This window comes from Actinotignum stranguriae (assembly GCF_051265215.1).
Classification (GTDB): Bacteria; Actinomycetota; Actinomycetes; order Actinomycetales; family Actinomycetaceae; genus Actinotignum; species Actinotignum schaalii_C.
In genome coordinates this window covers 1-15,778 of the sequence record NZ_JBOZCJ010000015.1, presented here as the reverse complement: position 1 = coordinate 15,778, position 15,778 = coordinate 1, and the positions used below count along the sequence as shown (strand labels likewise).

Genomic DNA, 15,778 nt, shown 5'->3' with positions numbered 1-15,778 from the left:
CCCGGAGGAGTGCAATTCCGGAGATTATTTCTTGCGATTAGCAACCATATCGAAAGCGACGGCAAGAATAACCACGAGGCCCTTAATGGACTGCTGCCAGGCAGAATCAACGTTGAGAATGGAGAGGCCCATATTGAGCACGCCCATAATAAAGGCACCGATAATAGCGCCGGAGAGCCGCCCACGCCCACCGGTGACCGCCACCCCGCCGATAAAGGCCGCGGCGATGGCATCCAGTTCGTAGCCGTTTCCGGCGGTGGCCACGGCCGCACCCGCGCGCGACGTCGTCACAATACCCGCGAGCGCGGACAGCACGCCCATATTGACGAAGACGAGGAAGTCCACCCGTTTGGTGTTGACACCGGAAAGCTTCGCGGCTTCCAGGTTGCCGCCCACGGCGTAGACGTGCCGGCCGAAAACGGTGCGGTTCATGACGAAGGCGTAAATCATCACGAGCACGCCGATAATAACGAGCACAATCGGGGTGCCGCCGGCCGAGAGCGAGAGCACGTAGGCAACCGCCATAATGCCGACCGCGAGGATGAGATTGCGGATCCAGAAGCTCGCCGCGGATTCGAGCGGGGCTCCCCCGCGCGCCCGGGCCCGACGCTTGCGCAGCGCGCTGACCAGCATACCCGCCACGGCCAGCAGACCGATGAGGAGAGTGAGCACATCACAATCGCGCAGGAAGCTCGGGGTGAAGAAACCGAGCCAATTGGGTAGCGAGCCATTCGCGATGGAGACGAAACCACCGGGCAGGCCGGAAATAGTACGTTCCACCAATACAATGGCCAGGCCGCGGAAAATGAGCATGCCGCCCAACGTCACGATGAAGGCGGGGATGCCCACGTAGGCAACCCAGAAGCCCTGCCAGCAGCCGATAAGCGCGCCGATAATAAGCCCGGCCACCACCGCGACCGGCCAGGACCAGCCCATAGAATCCATCATGAGTGCCACAACACCACCCACGAAAGCCACCACCGAGCCGACCGAGAGGTCAATATGCCGAGCAATAATGACGATCGTCATACCGATGGTCAAAATAAGCACGTAGGCATTCTGCTGGATCAGGGAGGCCACGTTATTCGGGGCGAGGAGCAGGCCCTTCGTGAGAACCTGGAAAAGCAAAATAATAATAACGAGGGCCAGCAAAATGCCATACTGGCGTAGGTTAATACCGCCCACTTTGGCGCCGGCGCGGTTGGCGGTGGCCGGATCCTCGGATTTCTTGGGTGCACGCACCGCGGGAACAGCGCGTGTGGTTACCTCAGGTTTCTCGCTCATGCTGCCTGTCCTTCCATACGATCACCGGCCATGTAGCTCATGAGCTTTTCCTGGCTCGCGTCTTCGCGCGCGAAGCAGCCCGTGACTTTTCCGGCGTTGAGTGTGTAAATGCGGTCGCAGATTCCCAACAATTCGGGAAGCTCGGAGGAAATCACCAGAACACCCTTGCCCTGGTCCGCTAATTCGTTAATGATTTGGTAGATTTCATATTTCGCGCCGACGTCAATACCGCGCGTCGGTTCATCCAAAATGAGGAGCTCCGGATCGGTGTACATCCACTTGGAGAGCACCACCTTCTGCTGGTTTCCACCCGAAAGTGAGGAAACCAGTGCCCGGTTCGAGGAGGTTTTAATCCGCATTGATTTTCGGTAACCATCCACCACCCGGGTTTCTTCATGTTCATCGATCACACCACCCCGTACGAGTTTGCGCAGCGCAGCGGAGGTGACATTGAGTTGCACATCCTGGATGAGGTTGAGCCCCAAGCTCTTGCGGTCTTCGGGAACGTAGGCAATACCCGCCTTAATAGCCTTGCCCACGGTGGAGGTATCGACTTCCTGGCCGTGCATACGCACCGTCCCGGAGATCTTGGTCCCGTAGGAATGCCCGAAGAGGCTCATGGCTAGTTCGGTGCGCCCGGCTCCCATGAGTCCGGCAATACCCACGATCTCCCCGGCCCGCACGTTAATAGCGGCGCCGTCCACCACTTTCCGCCCGGTATCGAGGGGATGGTAGGCGGTCCAGTCTTCCACCTCCAGGAGCATCTCCCCCACGTTCGGGGTGTGCTCCGGGTAGCGGTTGGTCAGCTCGCGGCCCACCATATGGCGGATAATTTCCGCTTCACTAATGGCACCTTCACCCTTCATGGGCCAGGTTCCCACCGTGTGACCGTCGCGAATAATCGTGACGTTATCGGCAATGTCCGCGATCTCGTTGAGCTTATGGGAAATAATGATCTGGGAAACGCCCTGCGCCTGGAGCTGGCGCATGAGGTTGAGCAGGTGTTCGGAATCGTCATCATTGAGAGCCGCGGTGGGCTCATCAAGAATGAGCAGCTTGACGTTCTTGGACAGCGCTTTAGCGATTTCTACCAGCTGTTGTTTGCCCACGCCCAGATCCACCACTTCGGTGGTGGGGTCGACGTCGAGGCCCACTTTGGCCAGCAGGATCGCGGCGCGATCATTTGTTTTATTCCAGTCGATAGCCCCGAAACGGGTGATCTCGGAACCGAGGAAAATATTTTCCGCCACCGAGAGGAAGGGCGAGAGCGCCAGCTCCTGGTGGATAATCACGATTCCGGAACGTTCTGAATCCTTAATGGTGGAGAACGTGACCGGCTCATGATCGTAAATAATCTCTCCCTCGTACGTTCCGTGCGGCCACACGCCAGAGAGCACCTTCATGAGAGTGGATTTCCCGGCGCCGTTCTCCCCGCAAATCGCGTGGATTTCCCCGCGTTTGACATTGAGAGTCACGTCGTCGAGAGCGCGCACACCGGAAAAGTCCTTGACGATTCCGCGCATCTCCAAAATATTCTCATCTGAATACATGGTGTCCCCCTACTCGAGGCCGATCTCGATAGCCGAGTAGTATCCGGAATCCACCAGCTTTTCACGGGCGTTCTCCGCGTTAATAACCACCGGTTCGAGCAGGTAGGTGGGAACAACCATCATGCCGTTTTCATAGGTTTCGGTGTCGTTGACGGTCACCTCTTCACCCTTGACGATCTGGTCTACCATGAGGGCGGCCTGATCGGCGAGCTTGCGGGTATCCTTCCACACGGTCATGGACTGGCGGCCCTTGACGATATTCGTAACATTGGCCTGGTCCGCGTCCTGCCCGGTAAGAACCGGCCAGGTGTCCTGCGTATAGCCATCCGCGTCGAGTGCCTGGGTGATACCCAGCGCCAGTGCGTCATTGGGGGCGAGCACCGCATCCACCCGCGTGCCGCCACGGTAGAAGGAATTAAGGCGTGTTTCCATTTCGGCTTGTGCGGTGGGTGCCATCCACGCCTGAATACCGATGGACTGCCAATCGGCCACATTCGCGGGCGCTTTACCCGAGGGAACCTTGAGCTGCCCCTTATCGAGGTAAGGCTTGAGCTGATCCCAAGCACCTTCGAAGAAGTAGCGCGCGTTATTATCGTCCGGGGAACCGGAGAAAGGCTCGAAATTGAAGGGGCCCTTGCCCTGGTCCAGGCCGAGTTCCTTGACGATATATTCGCCCTGCATCTGCCCCACGCGGTAATTATCGAAAGTCACGTAGTAGGAAACCGCATCGGTATCACGGATGAGGCGGTCATAAGCAATGACCTTAATACCGGCCTGCTTGGCCTGGGCGAGCACCGGCGCGAGGGCCGAACCGTCAATCGACGCCACAATAATGACCGCCGGGCCTTCGTTAATCATATTTTGTATCTGGGAGATCTGCTGCTCCACCTTATTATCGGCGTACTGCATCGAAGTCTTATATCCCATATCCTGCAATTGCTTTTGCAGGTAGTCACCGTCACGCGACCAGCGTTCCAGGGACTTGGAAGGCATGGAAATGCCGATGGTGCCACCACCGCTGCGACCGTAGTACTCATCGCTTCGCGTGGCGGAGCACCCGGCTGCGGTGGCAAGCACGAGGAACATCCCCGTGATCATCGCGGTTATTTTCTTCAGGGAAATCTTCACCGGAGCCTCCTTGCTCTGTGTGAGAAGTGTTGGGGAACGACGGCGCAGCTCACGCTATCGTCAATTCGAAAGCGCCTGTATATATGTCCGCGGTGGATTCAGGCGCGGACGGCGCGCGGGCCCGGCAGGCACGGCACACCGGAGTAGGCGTGGACAATCTGCGCGGTGAGCCCGGCGTGAGGTGGGGGGAGCTGCGGATCGCACCTCACCCCCACCAACCGGGGCACAGTTACAGCCGGGAGATGAGCTTATATTTGGCAGCTCACCTCCCTGCGGAGCTTAGCCAATAAGGTGGCGCATGGCCTGCTGGTAGAGCTCAACGTAGTGGTATTCGCGCGCGGCGAGGGCTGCGACGTCGAACTTCTCCGCCCGCACATCATCCAGGCTCTCACCTTCGGCCACGGTCGGTTCGGCCAGTTCGGGAACCGAGGCAGCTTCCATGATTTCCTGGGTGCGTGGGTCGGCACGGAAGGCCTTCGCTTTCTCCGCGAGCATGAGGTACATTTCCATATTCGCGGCCGCGGATTCCCACACGCCTTCCATACCTTCGGTGCGCGAGGGCTTGTAATCGAAGTGAATGGGGCCCTCGTAGCGCGGGCCGCCATTGGAAAAGCCGTTGACCAACAAATCCACCGTGAAGAAGGCGGAGGCCAGATCGCCATGGCCGAAGCACTTGTCCTGGTCATAGCGGGGGCCGGCCTGACCGTTGAGGTCGATATGGAAGAGCTTGCCAGCATTGAGTGCCTGGGCCAGCCCGTGGGTGTAATTGAGGCCGGCCATCTGCTCGTGCCCGGTTTCCGGGTTAAGGCCGACGATATCGCCATTATCCAGCTCGGCAATAATACCGAGGGCATGGCCGATGGTAGGCAGGAAAATATCACCGCGCGGTTCGTTCGGCTTGGGTTCCAGGCCAATCTTGAGATCGTAGCCCTTCTCCTTAATGTAGCCGGCTACCGTGTCCAGGCCTTCCTTGTAGCGTTCGAACGCGGCATTGAGATCCTTGGAGGAATCGTATTCGGTGCCCTCGCGCCCGCCCCACATCACGAAGGTGGTGGCTCCAACTTCCGCGGCCAGATCCACGTTGCGCAGGATCTTCTGGAGCCCGAAGCGCCGGATCGAACGGTCGTTATTGGTGAAGCCGCCGTCCTTGAAGATGGGGTGGGAGAAGGTGTTCGTGGTGACCATTTCGATGGTCAGGCCATTGGCATCGGCCGCTTCCTTGACCTTGCCAACCCGCTCGGCACGCTCAGCGTCGCTGGCGTCGAAAGCGAAAACGTCATTGTCGTGGAAGGTGATGCCCCAGGCGCCCAGTTCGGCAAGCTTTTCCGTATAGACCCACGGATCGAGGGCCGGGCGGGAATCCCCGCCGAAGGGATCGGTTCCGGTCCACCCCACGGTCCACAGACCGAAGGAGAACTTATCTTCTTTTGTAGGCTTTCTCATCGTATGCACTCCTTTATGCTGATGAACAACTACTTTGTTCACTTCCAAAACTAATTCAGGGAGCATACGGTGTCAATAGCTATAAGGTAAATCTCACCCGGAAAATTTCGTAGCACACCTTGGCTCCCGATTAGTTTTATGCACAAACAAAGTGGGTGCACACTACCGCGGACGGGATAGTGAGGCGAGCGCGGCCCGGGCAAACGCGGACTCTTTAGGAGAGAACCTGTTCCAACCAGGAGTTGGGATCACTGAGGAAAATCTCAAAATGCTGGAGACAGATCCCAATGGCCGCGGCGGTATTCCCGCGTTCATCAACAAGCAATTCGATATCCTTCCAGCGCGATGCCAGCACCCGGTATTTAAGTTCGGAGCGCAGAATCATCTCCAGGCGCGGGTAGAGAAGGGCGAAGTTGCCCCCGAAGACCACCGTATCGAGATCAAGGAGGTTGAGCGCATTCGCGAGAGCCGATCCGAGGGATACAGCGGCCAGATCAACAGCATCTCTCACACCAGCATCCCCGGCGTCGAACCTTTCTATGAGTTCACCCACGCCCGCTTCTCGCGGCAATCCGGCGTTCCGCAAAAGCGCATCTTGACCCACGTACTGCTCCAAGCACCCATTAGATCCGCAACCGCAGCGCGGCCCGGAGCGTTCCACGCACATGTGGCCAAATTCCCCGGCCCAGCCGTGCGTTCCTTCAAATACCGATCCCCCGGCAACGACGGCGGCGCCGATACCCACCTCGCCGGAAACATAAATAAAATCGCGGGTGGCCGAGAGAGCCCCGGGACGCTGGTAGAGCACCCCGTACGCGGCAGCATCCGCTTCGTTGACAACGATCACCCGGCCGAGAGCCCCGATTGTAGTACTCAGCTGACCCGCTATATCAACATCAGCCCAGCCGAGATTCGGGGCGGTCACCACGACGCCGCGGCTGCGATCCACCAAGCCGGGAACACACAACCCCGCCCCCAGAACGGTGGTGCTGCGCGGTCGGGACCAGCGCCCCAGCATCTCACCAAGCATCTCACAGATGAGCTGCGGGGAGGCCTGGCGGGAATCGCGCTGATCCACCGCGGTAAAAAGGATATTGCCGGCCAGGTCCATGACCACGACAGAAAGGTAGGCGAGGTTCACTTCCATGCCGATCATCACCATGGTCCGCCCCTTCGCGATCAGGGGATTAGCGGGCCGACCCACGTGCGGGCGCACCGGGGGCAGCTCCTCAATGAGATTGACCTCCAAGAGGTAATCGACAAGGCGGGACACGGTAGCCCGGGTGAGACCGGTACGGGTGGCGAGCTGGGCGCGCGAGGGCGGTTCCGGACTATCCAAAACGGACGCCAGCACCGTTTTGGTGTTTTCCACCCTCAAACTCTGCGGTGTTTTCCCAGTTTTGGTCACGCCCCCAACCTCTCTGCCTGCTCAACCTTTACACACTCGCCCCTCGTGCATCTCATTTATCATAGTGGAGCCGCGCCGATGATTGCGGGGCCCGTGCAGGCGCGGGGCAGAGCCACACCACCGAATGCGGGCCGGAGCATAACAGAAACCCTTGACACTCCCCCACCCCCGCATTAGTTTTACTTAAGAACAAATACACGGAGTGGTGCACGCCGGGCGAATTATCCGGCGCTATCTCACCCCTTTCCTCCGTGCCAGCCCGGGGCGCGACACCGCTGTCACGCCGCTCACTACTAGGAGAGAATATGCCACTCGTCGCCGGAGTCGATAGCTCCACCCAATCCACCAAAGTCCTCATTATCGATACCGAAACCGCGCAGATTGTACGGCAGGGCAAGGCCCCCCACCCGAACGGAACCGAAGTTGATCCGCATTCCTGGCTTGACGCGCTGCGCAGCGCGATCGCCGAGGCCGGCGGGCTCAACGATATTTCCGGCATCGCCGTGGGTGGCCAGCAGCACGGCCTGGTAGCCCTGGACGAGCGCGGGGAAATTATTCGCCCCGCGCTATTGTGGAACGACACCAAATCCGCACCCGCAGCCGAAGCACTCACGGAAGAATTTGGGCGGGAGTTTTGGGCGCGGGCAACAGGCTCCGTCCCGGTTGCCTCCCTCACCGTCACAAAGCTGCGTTACCTCGCCGATGCCGAGCCGGAGAATGCCGCGCGAATTCGGGCAATCTGCCTGCCTCACGATTGGCTAACCTGGAAGCTTTCCGGCTCCACCGATCTGCGCGATCTTGCCACTGACCGCTCGGATGCCTCCGGTACCGGGTACGTGGATTGCACCACCGACAAGTACCGCTACGATATCCTCGCCGCGGCTTTGCGAATTCCGGAATCCGCCGCGCGCGCGATTATCCTGCCGCGCATCGCCGGGCCTTTCGAGAGGGTGGGTACTCTTGGTGCGCCATGGCTGAGCAGCGGGAGTGCTGCCCGCGCGATTCCTATTGGCCCGGGCGCCGGGGATAATGCGGGTGCCGCGCTCGGTTTGGGCCTGCGCGGAGGGCAAGCGTCACTCTCCATCGGAACCTCCGGGGTGATCGCTACGGTCTCCGATCATCCGGTTCAGGATGCCAGCTCGGGTGTCACCGGTTTTTCCGATGCAAACGGGCAGTGGCTGCCACTCGCCTGCACCCTCAACGGCTCCCTCATTCAGGACTATTTCCGTAGCATTCTCGATGTTTCTTTTGAGGAGCTCGGTGAGCTGGCCGAAACCGCCGCGCCAGGCGCGGGTGGCATTACCCTGATCCCCTATTTCCTGGGCGAGCGCACCCCGAATCTTCCCTCCGCCCGCGCCCACCTGGGCGGTTTGACAGCCGCGAATTTCACCCGTGCGAATCTGGCCCGCGCCGCCTACGAAGGCCTGGCCTGCCTCATGCGCGGTGCCCTCGAGGCACTGCGGGCCGGGGGCATTACTATCGATAACGCCATGCTCATTGGTGGGGGTGCCCAATCGCGAGTGCTCGTGCAGATTCTCGCGGACGTACTTGAGATTCCTCTCGCACTACCCGAGCCGGGTGAATATGTGGCTAAGGGCGCGGCCTACCAAGCGGCTCGAGTGGCGGGCCTCGACTGCCCCGCAGCGGCCTGGGCTCCACGCATCACCGCCCGTTTTACTCCCCGCCCCGGAAACCCGGCCTGGCCCGCCTACCAGACTTTGGCGCGTACCCTGGAGAACGTGGGAAGCTAAGGAAGGCACCCGCAGCTGCGGCGTCGTCGTATCCGGGACTACGAGAAAGAAGAACCATGATCGTCACCACTGAACGCGTGTGCGCGGGCCGCACCGTTACGCTGCGCGCGGCCACTCGCGGCGCTACCCTGCTCAGCTATCGCCTCGGCGATACCGAGATCATCGACGGCTACCGTGACCCCGCTGAGCTGCGTGAGCTCAACGGTTTCCGCAGTGCCGTGCTGGTGCCGTGGTCCAATCGCATCCGCGCGGGGCGCTACGCCGCCGCGCTCTATCGTGGTGACGACGCCGCCGTGCGCGCTCGCCTCCACGTCGAGGTTCCAGTAAACGGCGTTCACAATGTGCCGGCGCCGCTTCCCGATACGGAACCGGGCCTGCACGGTCTGGTCACCACCCGGGAATTCGAGGTAATCCGCGCGGATAACGGTGCCCTTGAGTTCGCTACCCGCGTGGCTGCGAACAGTGTTTACCCTTTCGAGCTTGCCGTAAACATTGTTTACAGCATTGGTGCTGACGGTTCCTTGCACGTACGTCTGCGCGCCGAGAATCTCAGCGAGGTAGCGGCCCCGGTCGCTCTCGGCTGGCATCCGTATTTCCGGCTCGCCGGTCCGCTGGCGGAGGCACGCCTGAGCCTAGACTGCCGCGCGCGTATCGCCACCGATACCACGCTTATTCCGTACGACGGCGCCGGCGCTTTCGCGCCGTGTGAGCCGCTCGCGGACTCCCCCATCGACCCTGCCACGGATTGGGCCTACGCGCAGCTTGCCGATGACGCCGGGCCGGATGCGGGTGCGGCCGGGGCTGGCGGAGGGGCGGACGGTAGTGCGGACGGAAACGGTGGCGCCGGGACTAGCTGGAATGTGGCGCGCCTACACACCGGGGATCGCGAAGTAGCCCTGTGGGCACGCCTGGGGAGTTGGTCTTCCAAGAACTTCCATATTTTTGCTGGCTCCGGGCTGGCGCGCGATGCCGGTCGCGCGGTGGCCATAGAGCCGTGCCAGGCACTCCCCAATGCTTTCAATCGGGCCGAAGGCAGTGCGATGCTACTCGAGCCGGGAGCGTGCCGTGAGCTCGAAGCGCGGGTTGTGGTGACGGCGGCGGGTACCGCGTAGCTGAGCCGGCACAAGCTGTGGATGACACGCCGCTACGAGTCCTCCTGTGGATAGGCTCTGGGCGGGTGCAAGGCGGCTGTTAACGTGGCGCCATGAACGTACTCATAACCGGGCGCCGTGCCGGAATTCTTGCCAGCCTCTGTTTCCTTCTCAGCAGCTGTGGGGCGGGGGCAGGCGCGCCTCCCCCTGGGCTCTCCCCCGGTGACTTTTCCGGAATGCCAGCCGCTAGCTCCGCCCCACCCGCTGCGAACTCACCTTCGTCTACCATCAGTTCTGGCTCTGTCGCGCCCTCGGTTCCCCCATCCTCTCCCCTCACCTGGCCGGTCCAGATTCCAGTGCCCGCACCACCCGCCCAGATGTCCGAAGATTCCGTAGCGGGAGCCATCGCGGCCGGGCAATATCTTTTCACCCTCCTCGATTACGCAACTATCACCGGCGATATCGCGCCCCTCTCCCCGCTGGCCGGGGAACAATGCGATTGGTGCCAACACCAGATCGCTAAACGTGAAGAAACTGATTTCCGGCCCCGGCAAGCCACCGTTTTTAGTTTTAGCGATGCGCGGGGGCGCTGGAATGATTCCATAGCCGCTTATACCGTGCAGTTCTCCGTTTCCCATCCACCCAATCCAGTGATGAACCGCAAGGGCGCCGAAAAAACAGATCGTGCCGAAGAATTCTTTGTGACCATGCGGATTTTCCGCTCGGGCGGTAACTGGATCGTCGATGCGGTGGGGATGAACGACGACATTTTGGATGGAGGCGTGTGATGAGGCCATACACCAACCCCAGGTTCAGGCCGCGCTGGTTCCTGCGCGCCTTCATCGTAGGCGTGGTCATAGTAATATGTCTTGGTTCGTGCACGGTGAGCGCTCCGGCCCTCGCCCGCGAATATGCGGATACCGAGGAGCGTATTTACTCCGCCCGCACCGATGCCGGCGGAGTGACCGTGGAAGGTCAGGTTAGTTACACCAGGCGTTCTCCCGGCGAGCCAGCCGGAGTGTCATCAAGCTCAGGTGCCCTTGCCAGCGGGAGCGCCGGACTCTCCAGCGGGCCTTATGGCCTGCCGTGGTCGCGCAGTGCACTAGTAGCCGCGGTGCGTGATGCTTCTCTACCGGGCCATGTACGCGGCGCGGCAGGAATTCTCAGTTGGATACTGGGTAATGGCACTCCGCCGGCCGGCACTCAAGCGGGAGCGCCTCCCACCGCCGCGCAGCTGGAGAGGCTTATCCATACGGAAAGTATCCGGATTGCGGTAGCGAGCACCGAGGCGTGGATGGAACCGGCGCGCGGCTGGGTGGCGATCAACTACCCCGTTCGCCTGCATTATTCCGCTCCGGCTCAACGGCATCCGGTTGTAGTGCTCGGCGCGGAGGTTGTTATTGATCTGATTCCCGTGCGGGCAACTTGGGAGGTGCCCGGCGCGGAAAGCACGGCCGCAAGAAACTCCGGAAACGTCGCGCCCAGCGGCTCGCTCCCCGCTCACTCAGCACAGCTCATCCCGGCCCGCCAGCCCTTTACGGAAGTCATCTACCGCCAGGCCAATAAGGAGGTGAAAGCCACGCTCGTCATGGAGTGGGAGGTGCACTACACCGTTGCCGGGCAGCGCCGCACGGTATCGGAGTTGCTCACTACCCGCTCCGAAACAGCCCCGGTGATAACGCGAGAGCTCGAAGCGCACCTGATTGGTTAGCTTCGAGCTCTCGGTATCAGCTAGTCCTTGCTCGCGGCCTTAGCCGGTGCCTGAGCGTGGCCGCCCCTAGTGTGAGGCTTTAGCTCGCGGCCCTGCTTGGGACGCAGCAATCCTAGTTCGCTGCGGCCAGGCCACCTCCGGAAGTCGGCGCGCCGGCACCGGCTACCGACCCGCCGCTGGGGCGAGTATTCACCCCGGAAGCCAGGCCTTCCATTTGCGCCGGTTCTTCGGCTTCGATCACACCATCCGGTAGCGGCTGGTCGGGCGACTGGCCGGTGAAGGTGAAGGACATCGGAATATTTTCCTTGTCCACATCCACCACGATGATGTCCCCCTTGGCGAATTCGCCATAGAGCAGCTTCTCGGAGAGCACATCTTCCACGTCACGCTGGATGGCGCGGCGCAGCGGGCGTGCCCCGAGCACCGGATCGTAACCACGATCCGCCAAGAGTTCCTTCGCATCCTTTGTCAGGGCGATCGACAGGTTCTGATCCCGCAGGCGCTTATCCAGCTTGCCGATCATCAGATCCACAATCTGGAGGATTTCCGGGCGGACAAGCTGCGGGAAGACGATAATGTCATCCACGCGGTTGAGGAATTCGGGCCGGAAGTTGTTCTTGAGTTCTTCCGCAACCTTCGTCTTCATGCGCTCGTAGGAAGACGTGGTATCGGCATCGAACTGGAAACCAGTTTGCACACCCTTCGCGATATCCTTCGTACCCAAATTGGTAGTCATGATGATGATGGTGTTCTTAAAGTCCACCACCCGACCTTGCGAGTCCGTGAGGCGCCCTTCTTCCAAGATTTGGAGAAGAGAATTGAAGAGATCCGCGTGGGCCTTCTCAATTTCGTCAAAGAGCACCACGGAGAAAGGCTTGCGCCGCACTTTCTCGGTGAGCTGGCCGCCTTCTTCATAACCCACATATCCCGGAGGAGCACCAAAGAGCCGCGAAACGGTGTGCTTCTCCGAATATTCGGACATGTCCAAAGTGATCAGCGCGGATTCATCCCCGAAAAGGAATTCCGCGAGCGCCTTGGCGAGCTCGGTTTTACCCACACCGGTAGGCCCGGCGAAAATGAAAGAGCCACCGGGGCGGTTCGGGTCCTTGAGTCCCGCGCGGGTACGGCGAATTGCCTGGGAAAGCGCAGTCACGGCTTCATGCTGGCCGATAACCCGCTTATGCAGCTCGTCTTCCATACGCAGCAACTTCGCGGACTCCGCTTCGGTGAGCTTGAAGACCGGGATACCGGTAGACATGGAGAGCACCTCGGTGATGAGATCTTCATCCACCACCGAGACGACATCCATATCCCCGTCCTTCCAAGCCTGCTCACGGGCATCGCGTTCTTCACCGAGCTTCTGCTCTTCATCACGCAGGCCAGCGGCCTTCTCAAAGTCCTGGGCGTCAATAGCCGCTTCCTTAGCGCGGCGCGTGGAAGCGATCTTATCGTCCAGCTCGCGCAGCTCCGGCGGCGCGGTCATCTTACGGATGGCCAGGCGCGCCCCCGCTTCGTCGATGAGGTCAATGGCCTTATCGGGAAGGAAGCGATCGTTAATATACCGATCCGCCAGGGTGGCGGCCGCCTCCAGGGCGTCGTCGGTAATAGTCACGCGGTGGTAGGACTCGTACCGGTCCCGCAAACCACGCAAAATATCAATGGTTTGTTCCACGGTGGGTTGTTCCACCTGGATGGGCTGGAAGCGGCGCTCAAGCGCGGCATCCTTTTCAATGTACTTACGGTATTCATCGAGGGTGGTTGCCCCGATGACCTGGAGTTCCCCGCGGGCCAGCATCGGCTTGAGCAGCGAGGCGGCATCCAGGGCGCCTTCCGCGGCACCCGCACCCACCAGGGTGTGGATTTCATCAATGAACAGAATAATATCCCCGCGGGTATTGACTTCCTTGAGGATCTTCTTCATGCGTTCCTCGAAGTCGCCGCGGTAGCGCGAACCAGCCACGAGGGAACCCATATCCAGGGAATACAGCTGCTTATCCTTGAGGGTTTCCGGCACGTTACCCGCGGCGATGGACTGGGCCAGGCCTTCGACCACCGCGGTTTTACCCACGCCGGGTTCCCCGATCAGCACCGGGTTATTCTTGGTGCGCCGGGAGAGGACCTGCATAACCCGCTCGGTTCCGGTATGCCGGCCGATCACGGGATCAAGCTTGTGATCGCGCGCGGCGGCCGTGAGGTTACGCCCGTACTGATCCAGAATCGTGGAGCCGGCCTTGGTGCCTTCACGCGGGCCCCCGCCCACCCCAACGGCTTCCTTACCTTGGAAACCGGAGATGAGCTGGCTGACCTGGTTGCGCACGGTGGGCATATCCGCACCGAGCTTAATGAGGACCTGTGCGGCAACACCATCCGCTTCGCGGGTGAGACCGAGGAGGAGATGTTCGGTTCCGATATAGGAGTGGCCCATCTGCAGCCCCTCACGCATCGCGAACTCAATGACCTTCTTGGCGCGCGGCGTGAAGGGAATATGACCCGAGGGTGGTTCCTGGCCTTCGCCGATAATATCGATGACCTGCGTCCGGACGGACTCAAGCGTCACCCCCAGGGCTTCCAAGGCCTTTGCGGCCACCCCTTCGCCCTCGCGAATGAGGCCGAGCAAGATATGTTCGGTCCCCAGGTAGTTGTGCTTGAGGTTCCGTGCCTCTTCCTGCGCGAGCACGATGACTCGCCGGGCGCGGTCAGTGAACCTTTCGAACATAACTCTCCTTGCACTTGCAATCTTCTAAAAGAGTAACGGCCCGCGGCCCGGGAGCCGTCCCCTGTTCGCCAGTGGCATGAGTGTGTGGCTCACATTTTGCTGAGGGAAAAAGCCGAATTAGCGCGGAAATCGCTGTTCTTGATGAGATTTCTGAGCTTATTTCACTATCCCTAGGCCTTTAGACCTAGGATTGTGGGGGGCTGCGGCGAGTTAGGCGCTGGCCGGTTCCACCTCAACCAGGAGCGTAAAGGGGCCGTCATTAACGAGCTCCACATCCATCATGGCCCCGAATTGCCCGGTGGCTACCTCCAGCCCGTAGGTCTCCCGCAATTCGCGCACCACCGCCTCATAGAGCGGATCGGCAATTTCCCCGGGGGCAGCTTTGGACCATGAGGGCTTGCGGCCCTTGCGCACATCCGCGTACAGAGTGAATTGCGAAACGAGCAGCACGGGAGCCTGCGCTTCTTCCGCGCTGCGCCGATTATTCGGCTCATCAGTGCCATCCGCGGCGCGCAGTACTTTCAGCTGCGCGATTTTCCGTGCGATTTTCTCCACTTCCGGGGCGCCATCCCCGTGAGTAACGCCCAGGAGCACGCACAGTCCCGTGCCGATCTGCGAAATCACGCTGCCGTCCACCGTGACGGATGCGCGCGTGACGCGCTGAATAACTGCTCGCATTCTTCCTCCTTCGTGGTGCGTGTAGTACGACGACGCAGCTCAGGCCCTGCGCTTACCCCGCTTTACCAGGACCCTTTCCCGCGCCCGCGCGAACTGCGGCGCGGCCCCATCCGCTGTTCTTCGGGACCCAGATAGTAGAGCGCACCGTAAGCCGCCCCGAGCATGAGGAACGGCTGGAAAGGTAGGCGAATGGGTGTGAAAAGCACGATTCCCGTGACGAGAGCGCAACCCAGCAGCACCCCGCTCCAGAATTTCTTATCCTTGCGGGCATAGCGAAAATCCGCATCCGGGCGGCGCAGGCAAGCCACTAGCGCCCACACCATAAACGCGAGAATCGCCAGCTGGATCACAAAAAATATCCCGTTGCAGATATCTGTGACGAGCCGCAAGGTTGTTAGGTTCATAGTTCTCCGTCCTCGTGGTGAGCGTGGTGCTCGCCCTCATTCTAGTCACGGCCTCCGACACTTTTTTCGCCGGTGTCACGAATGGTCACCACAACGGGAGCGCGAGTAGGCAGAGGAATAGGTTCGACGCCGCAGCGGAATTCTCCTACCAGCACCGCGCCCAGCGCCGCTGGTTCCCTGATGAGCGCGAGGGCAAGCGGCCCTTCTTCCCAATGCCGCACCGCCGATAGCACCAGGCCCACAACCGCCCCATCAGGCTGATTCGTTTCCGCTTCGCCCGCCGCATTCCCGCTCGCCCCGCTCGCACTCACGGCATCGGATCGCTCCGCAAGTACCGGTGTGCCGGCCTCAGGCAAGTCGGCCGCGTCCGGGCCTTCCAAATATAAGCAGGCCAGGCTCCGCCCGGCACCGCCGAACTGGCGGGTGCTCCTTTCTCCGGATTCGCGAGTGCCTACTTCCCGGGATGCGCAGGTGCCCGCTACCCCAGGTCCGTATATCTCAGTCAGGCCCGCCCCGGCGCGCGCCGCCCGGAACGGATCCGCTTCCAGGGGCGCAAAGGCGGGCTGCTGGCCCTCATGGTCATTCAGATGTTCCCGCAGCTGCTGGCATTCGTA

The 15,778-nt window shown here is 60.9% G+C and carries 13 protein-coding genes; 4 read left to right on the top strand and 9 right to left on the bottom strand.

Annotated elements, in window-relative coordinates; translation table 11 throughout:
- Nucleotides 1–24: 24 nt before the first annotated feature.
- The 5 genes from mmsB to ACRQEG_RS06175 all read right to left on the bottom strand — a co-directional run bounded on the left by mmsB (nucleotide 25) and on the right by ACRQEG_RS06175 (nucleotide 6,777).
- Complete coding sequence (gene mmsB, locus ACRQEG_RS06195; RefSeq protein ID WP_320753068.1) at nucleotides 25–1,284, bottom strand: multiple monosaccharide ABC transporter permease; 1,260 nt, start codon at nucleotides 1,282–1,284, stop codon at nucleotides 25–27.
- The gene (gene mmsA / locus ACRQEG_RS06190; protein ID WP_320753069.1) at nucleotides 1,281–2,834 is read right to left on the bottom strand and encodes a multiple monosaccharide ABC transporter ATP-binding protein; all 1,554 of its coding nucleotides are present in this window, start codon (nucleotides 2,832–2,834) and stop codon (nucleotides 1,281–1,283) included. The genes mmsB and mmsA overlap by 4 nt, the downstream gene beginning before the upstream one ends.
- Nucleotides 2,835–2,843: 9 nt before the next feature.
- The gene (chvE, locus tag ACRQEG_RS06185; protein WP_320753070.1) at nucleotides 2,844–3,962 is read right to left on the bottom strand and encodes a multiple monosaccharide ABC transporter substrate-binding protein; all 1,119 of its coding nucleotides are present in this window, start codon (nucleotides 3,960–3,962) and stop codon (nucleotides 2,844–2,846) included.
- A 279-nt stretch (nucleotides 3,963–4,241) separates the two neighbouring features.
- Nucleotides 4,242–5,405: a xylose isomerase gene (xylA, locus tag ACRQEG_RS06180; RefSeq protein ID WP_320753071.1), complete on the bottom strand. Its 1,164-nt coding sequence runs from the start codon at nucleotides 5,403–5,405 to the stop codon at nucleotides 4,242–4,244.
- Between the two features lie 214 nt (nucleotides 5,406–5,619).
- Complete coding sequence (locus tag ACRQEG_RS06175) at nucleotides 5,620–6,777, bottom strand: ROK family transcriptional regulator (RefSeq protein WP_320753072.1); 1,158 nt, start codon at nucleotides 6,775–6,777, stop codon at nucleotides 5,620–5,622.
- 341 nt (nucleotides 6,778–7,118) lie between these two features.
- On the opposite strand from ACRQEG_RS06175, the gene xylB reads away from it, so the two are divergent.
- The 4 genes from xylB (at nucleotide 7,119) to ACRQEG_RS06155 (ending at nucleotide 11,366) form a co-directional block, all read left to right on the top strand.
- Nucleotides 7,119–8,564, top strand: a complete 1,446-nt coding sequence (gene xylB, locus ACRQEG_RS06170) for a xylulokinase (RefSeq protein WP_320753073.1) — start codon at nucleotides 7,119–7,121, stop codon at nucleotides 8,562–8,564.
- A gap of 56 nt (nucleotides 8,565–8,620) precedes the next feature.
- Complete coding sequence (locus ACRQEG_RS06165; protein WP_320753074.1) at nucleotides 8,621–9,676, top strand: aldose 1-epimerase; 1,056 nt, start codon at nucleotides 8,621–8,623, stop codon at nucleotides 9,674–9,676.
- A 92-nt stretch (nucleotides 9,677–9,768) separates the two neighbouring features.
- Nucleotides 9,769–10,443, top strand: coding sequence for a DUF6318 family protein (locus tag ACRQEG_RS06160; protein WP_435706343.1), 675 nt, complete (start codon nucleotides 9,769–9,771; stop codon nucleotides 10,441–10,443).
- A complete protein-coding gene (locus ACRQEG_RS06155; protein WP_320757224.1) occupies nucleotides 10,443–11,366 on the top strand; it encodes a hypothetical protein in 924 nt (307 codons plus the stop codon). The genes ACRQEG_RS06160 and ACRQEG_RS06155 overlap by 1 nt, the downstream gene beginning before the upstream one ends.
- A gap of 112 nt (nucleotides 11,367–11,478) precedes the next feature.
- Here the strand turns inward: ACRQEG_RS06155 and ACRQEG_RS06150 are convergent, their stop codons facing one another.
- From ACRQEG_RS06150 to ACRQEG_RS06135, 4 genes are all read right to left on the bottom strand, one after another.
- A complete protein-coding gene (locus ACRQEG_RS06150) occupies nucleotides 11,479–14,082 on the bottom strand; it encodes an ATP-dependent Clp protease ATP-binding subunit (RefSeq protein ID WP_435733819.1) in 2,604 nt (867 codons plus the stop codon).
- Nucleotides 14,083–14,292: 210 nt separating this feature from the next.
- Nucleotides 14,293–14,760, bottom strand: a complete 468-nt coding sequence (gene dtd / locus ACRQEG_RS06145; RefSeq protein WP_320753076.1) for a D-aminoacyl-tRNA deacylase — start codon at nucleotides 14,758–14,760, stop codon at nucleotides 14,293–14,295.
- 62 nt (nucleotides 14,761–14,822) lie between these two features.
- A complete protein-coding gene (locus tag ACRQEG_RS06140) occupies nucleotides 14,823–15,164 on the bottom strand; it encodes a DUF2516 family protein (protein WP_126135454.1) in 342 nt (113 codons plus the stop codon).
- A 41-nt stretch (nucleotides 15,165–15,205) separates the two neighbouring features.
- A partial coding sequence (locus ACRQEG_RS06135; protein WP_435733818.1) for a hypothetical protein occupies nucleotides 15,206–15,778 on the bottom strand: 573 nt, incomplete at its 5' end.

Bases quoted from the DNA above. Each gene is read 5' to 3' on its own strand.
- mmsA (WP_320753069.1), bottom strand. From the start codon at position 2,834: ATGTATTCAGATGAGAATATTTTGGAGATGCGCGGAATCGTCAAGGAC.
- xylA (WP_320753071.1), bottom strand. From the start codon at position 5,405: ATGAGAAAGCCTACAAAAGAAGATAAGTTCTCCTTCGGTCTGTGGACC.
- ACRQEG_RS06150 (WP_435733819.1), bottom strand. From the start codon at position 14,082: ATGTTCGAAAGGTTCACTGACCGCGCCCGGCGAGTCATCGTGCTCGCG.
- ACRQEG_RS06160 (WP_435706343.1), top strand. From the start codon at position 9,769: ATGAACGTACTCATAACCGGGCGCCGTGCCGGAATTCTTGCCAGCCTC.
- ACRQEG_RS06165 (WP_320753074.1), top strand. From the start codon at position 8,621: ATGATCGTCACCACTGAACGCGTGTGCGCGGGCCGCACCGTTACGCTG.
- dtd (WP_320753076.1), bottom strand. From the start codon at position 14,760: ATGCGAGCAGTTATTCAGCGCGTCACGCGCGCATCCGTCACGGTGGAC.
- ACRQEG_RS06155 (WP_320757224.1), top strand. From the start codon at position 10,443: ATGAGGCCATACACCAACCCCAGGTTCAGGCCGCGCTGGTTCCTGCGC.
- ACRQEG_RS06140 (WP_126135454.1), bottom strand. From the start codon at position 15,164: ATGAACCTAACAACCTTGCGGCTCGTCACAGATATCTGCAACGGGATA.
- mmsB (WP_320753068.1), bottom strand. From the start codon at position 1,284: ATGAGCGAGAAACCTGAGGTAACCACACGCGCTGTTCCCGCGGTGCGT.
- xylB (WP_320753073.1), top strand. From the start codon at position 7,119: ATGCCACTCGTCGCCGGAGTCGATAGCTCCACCCAATCCACCAAAGTC.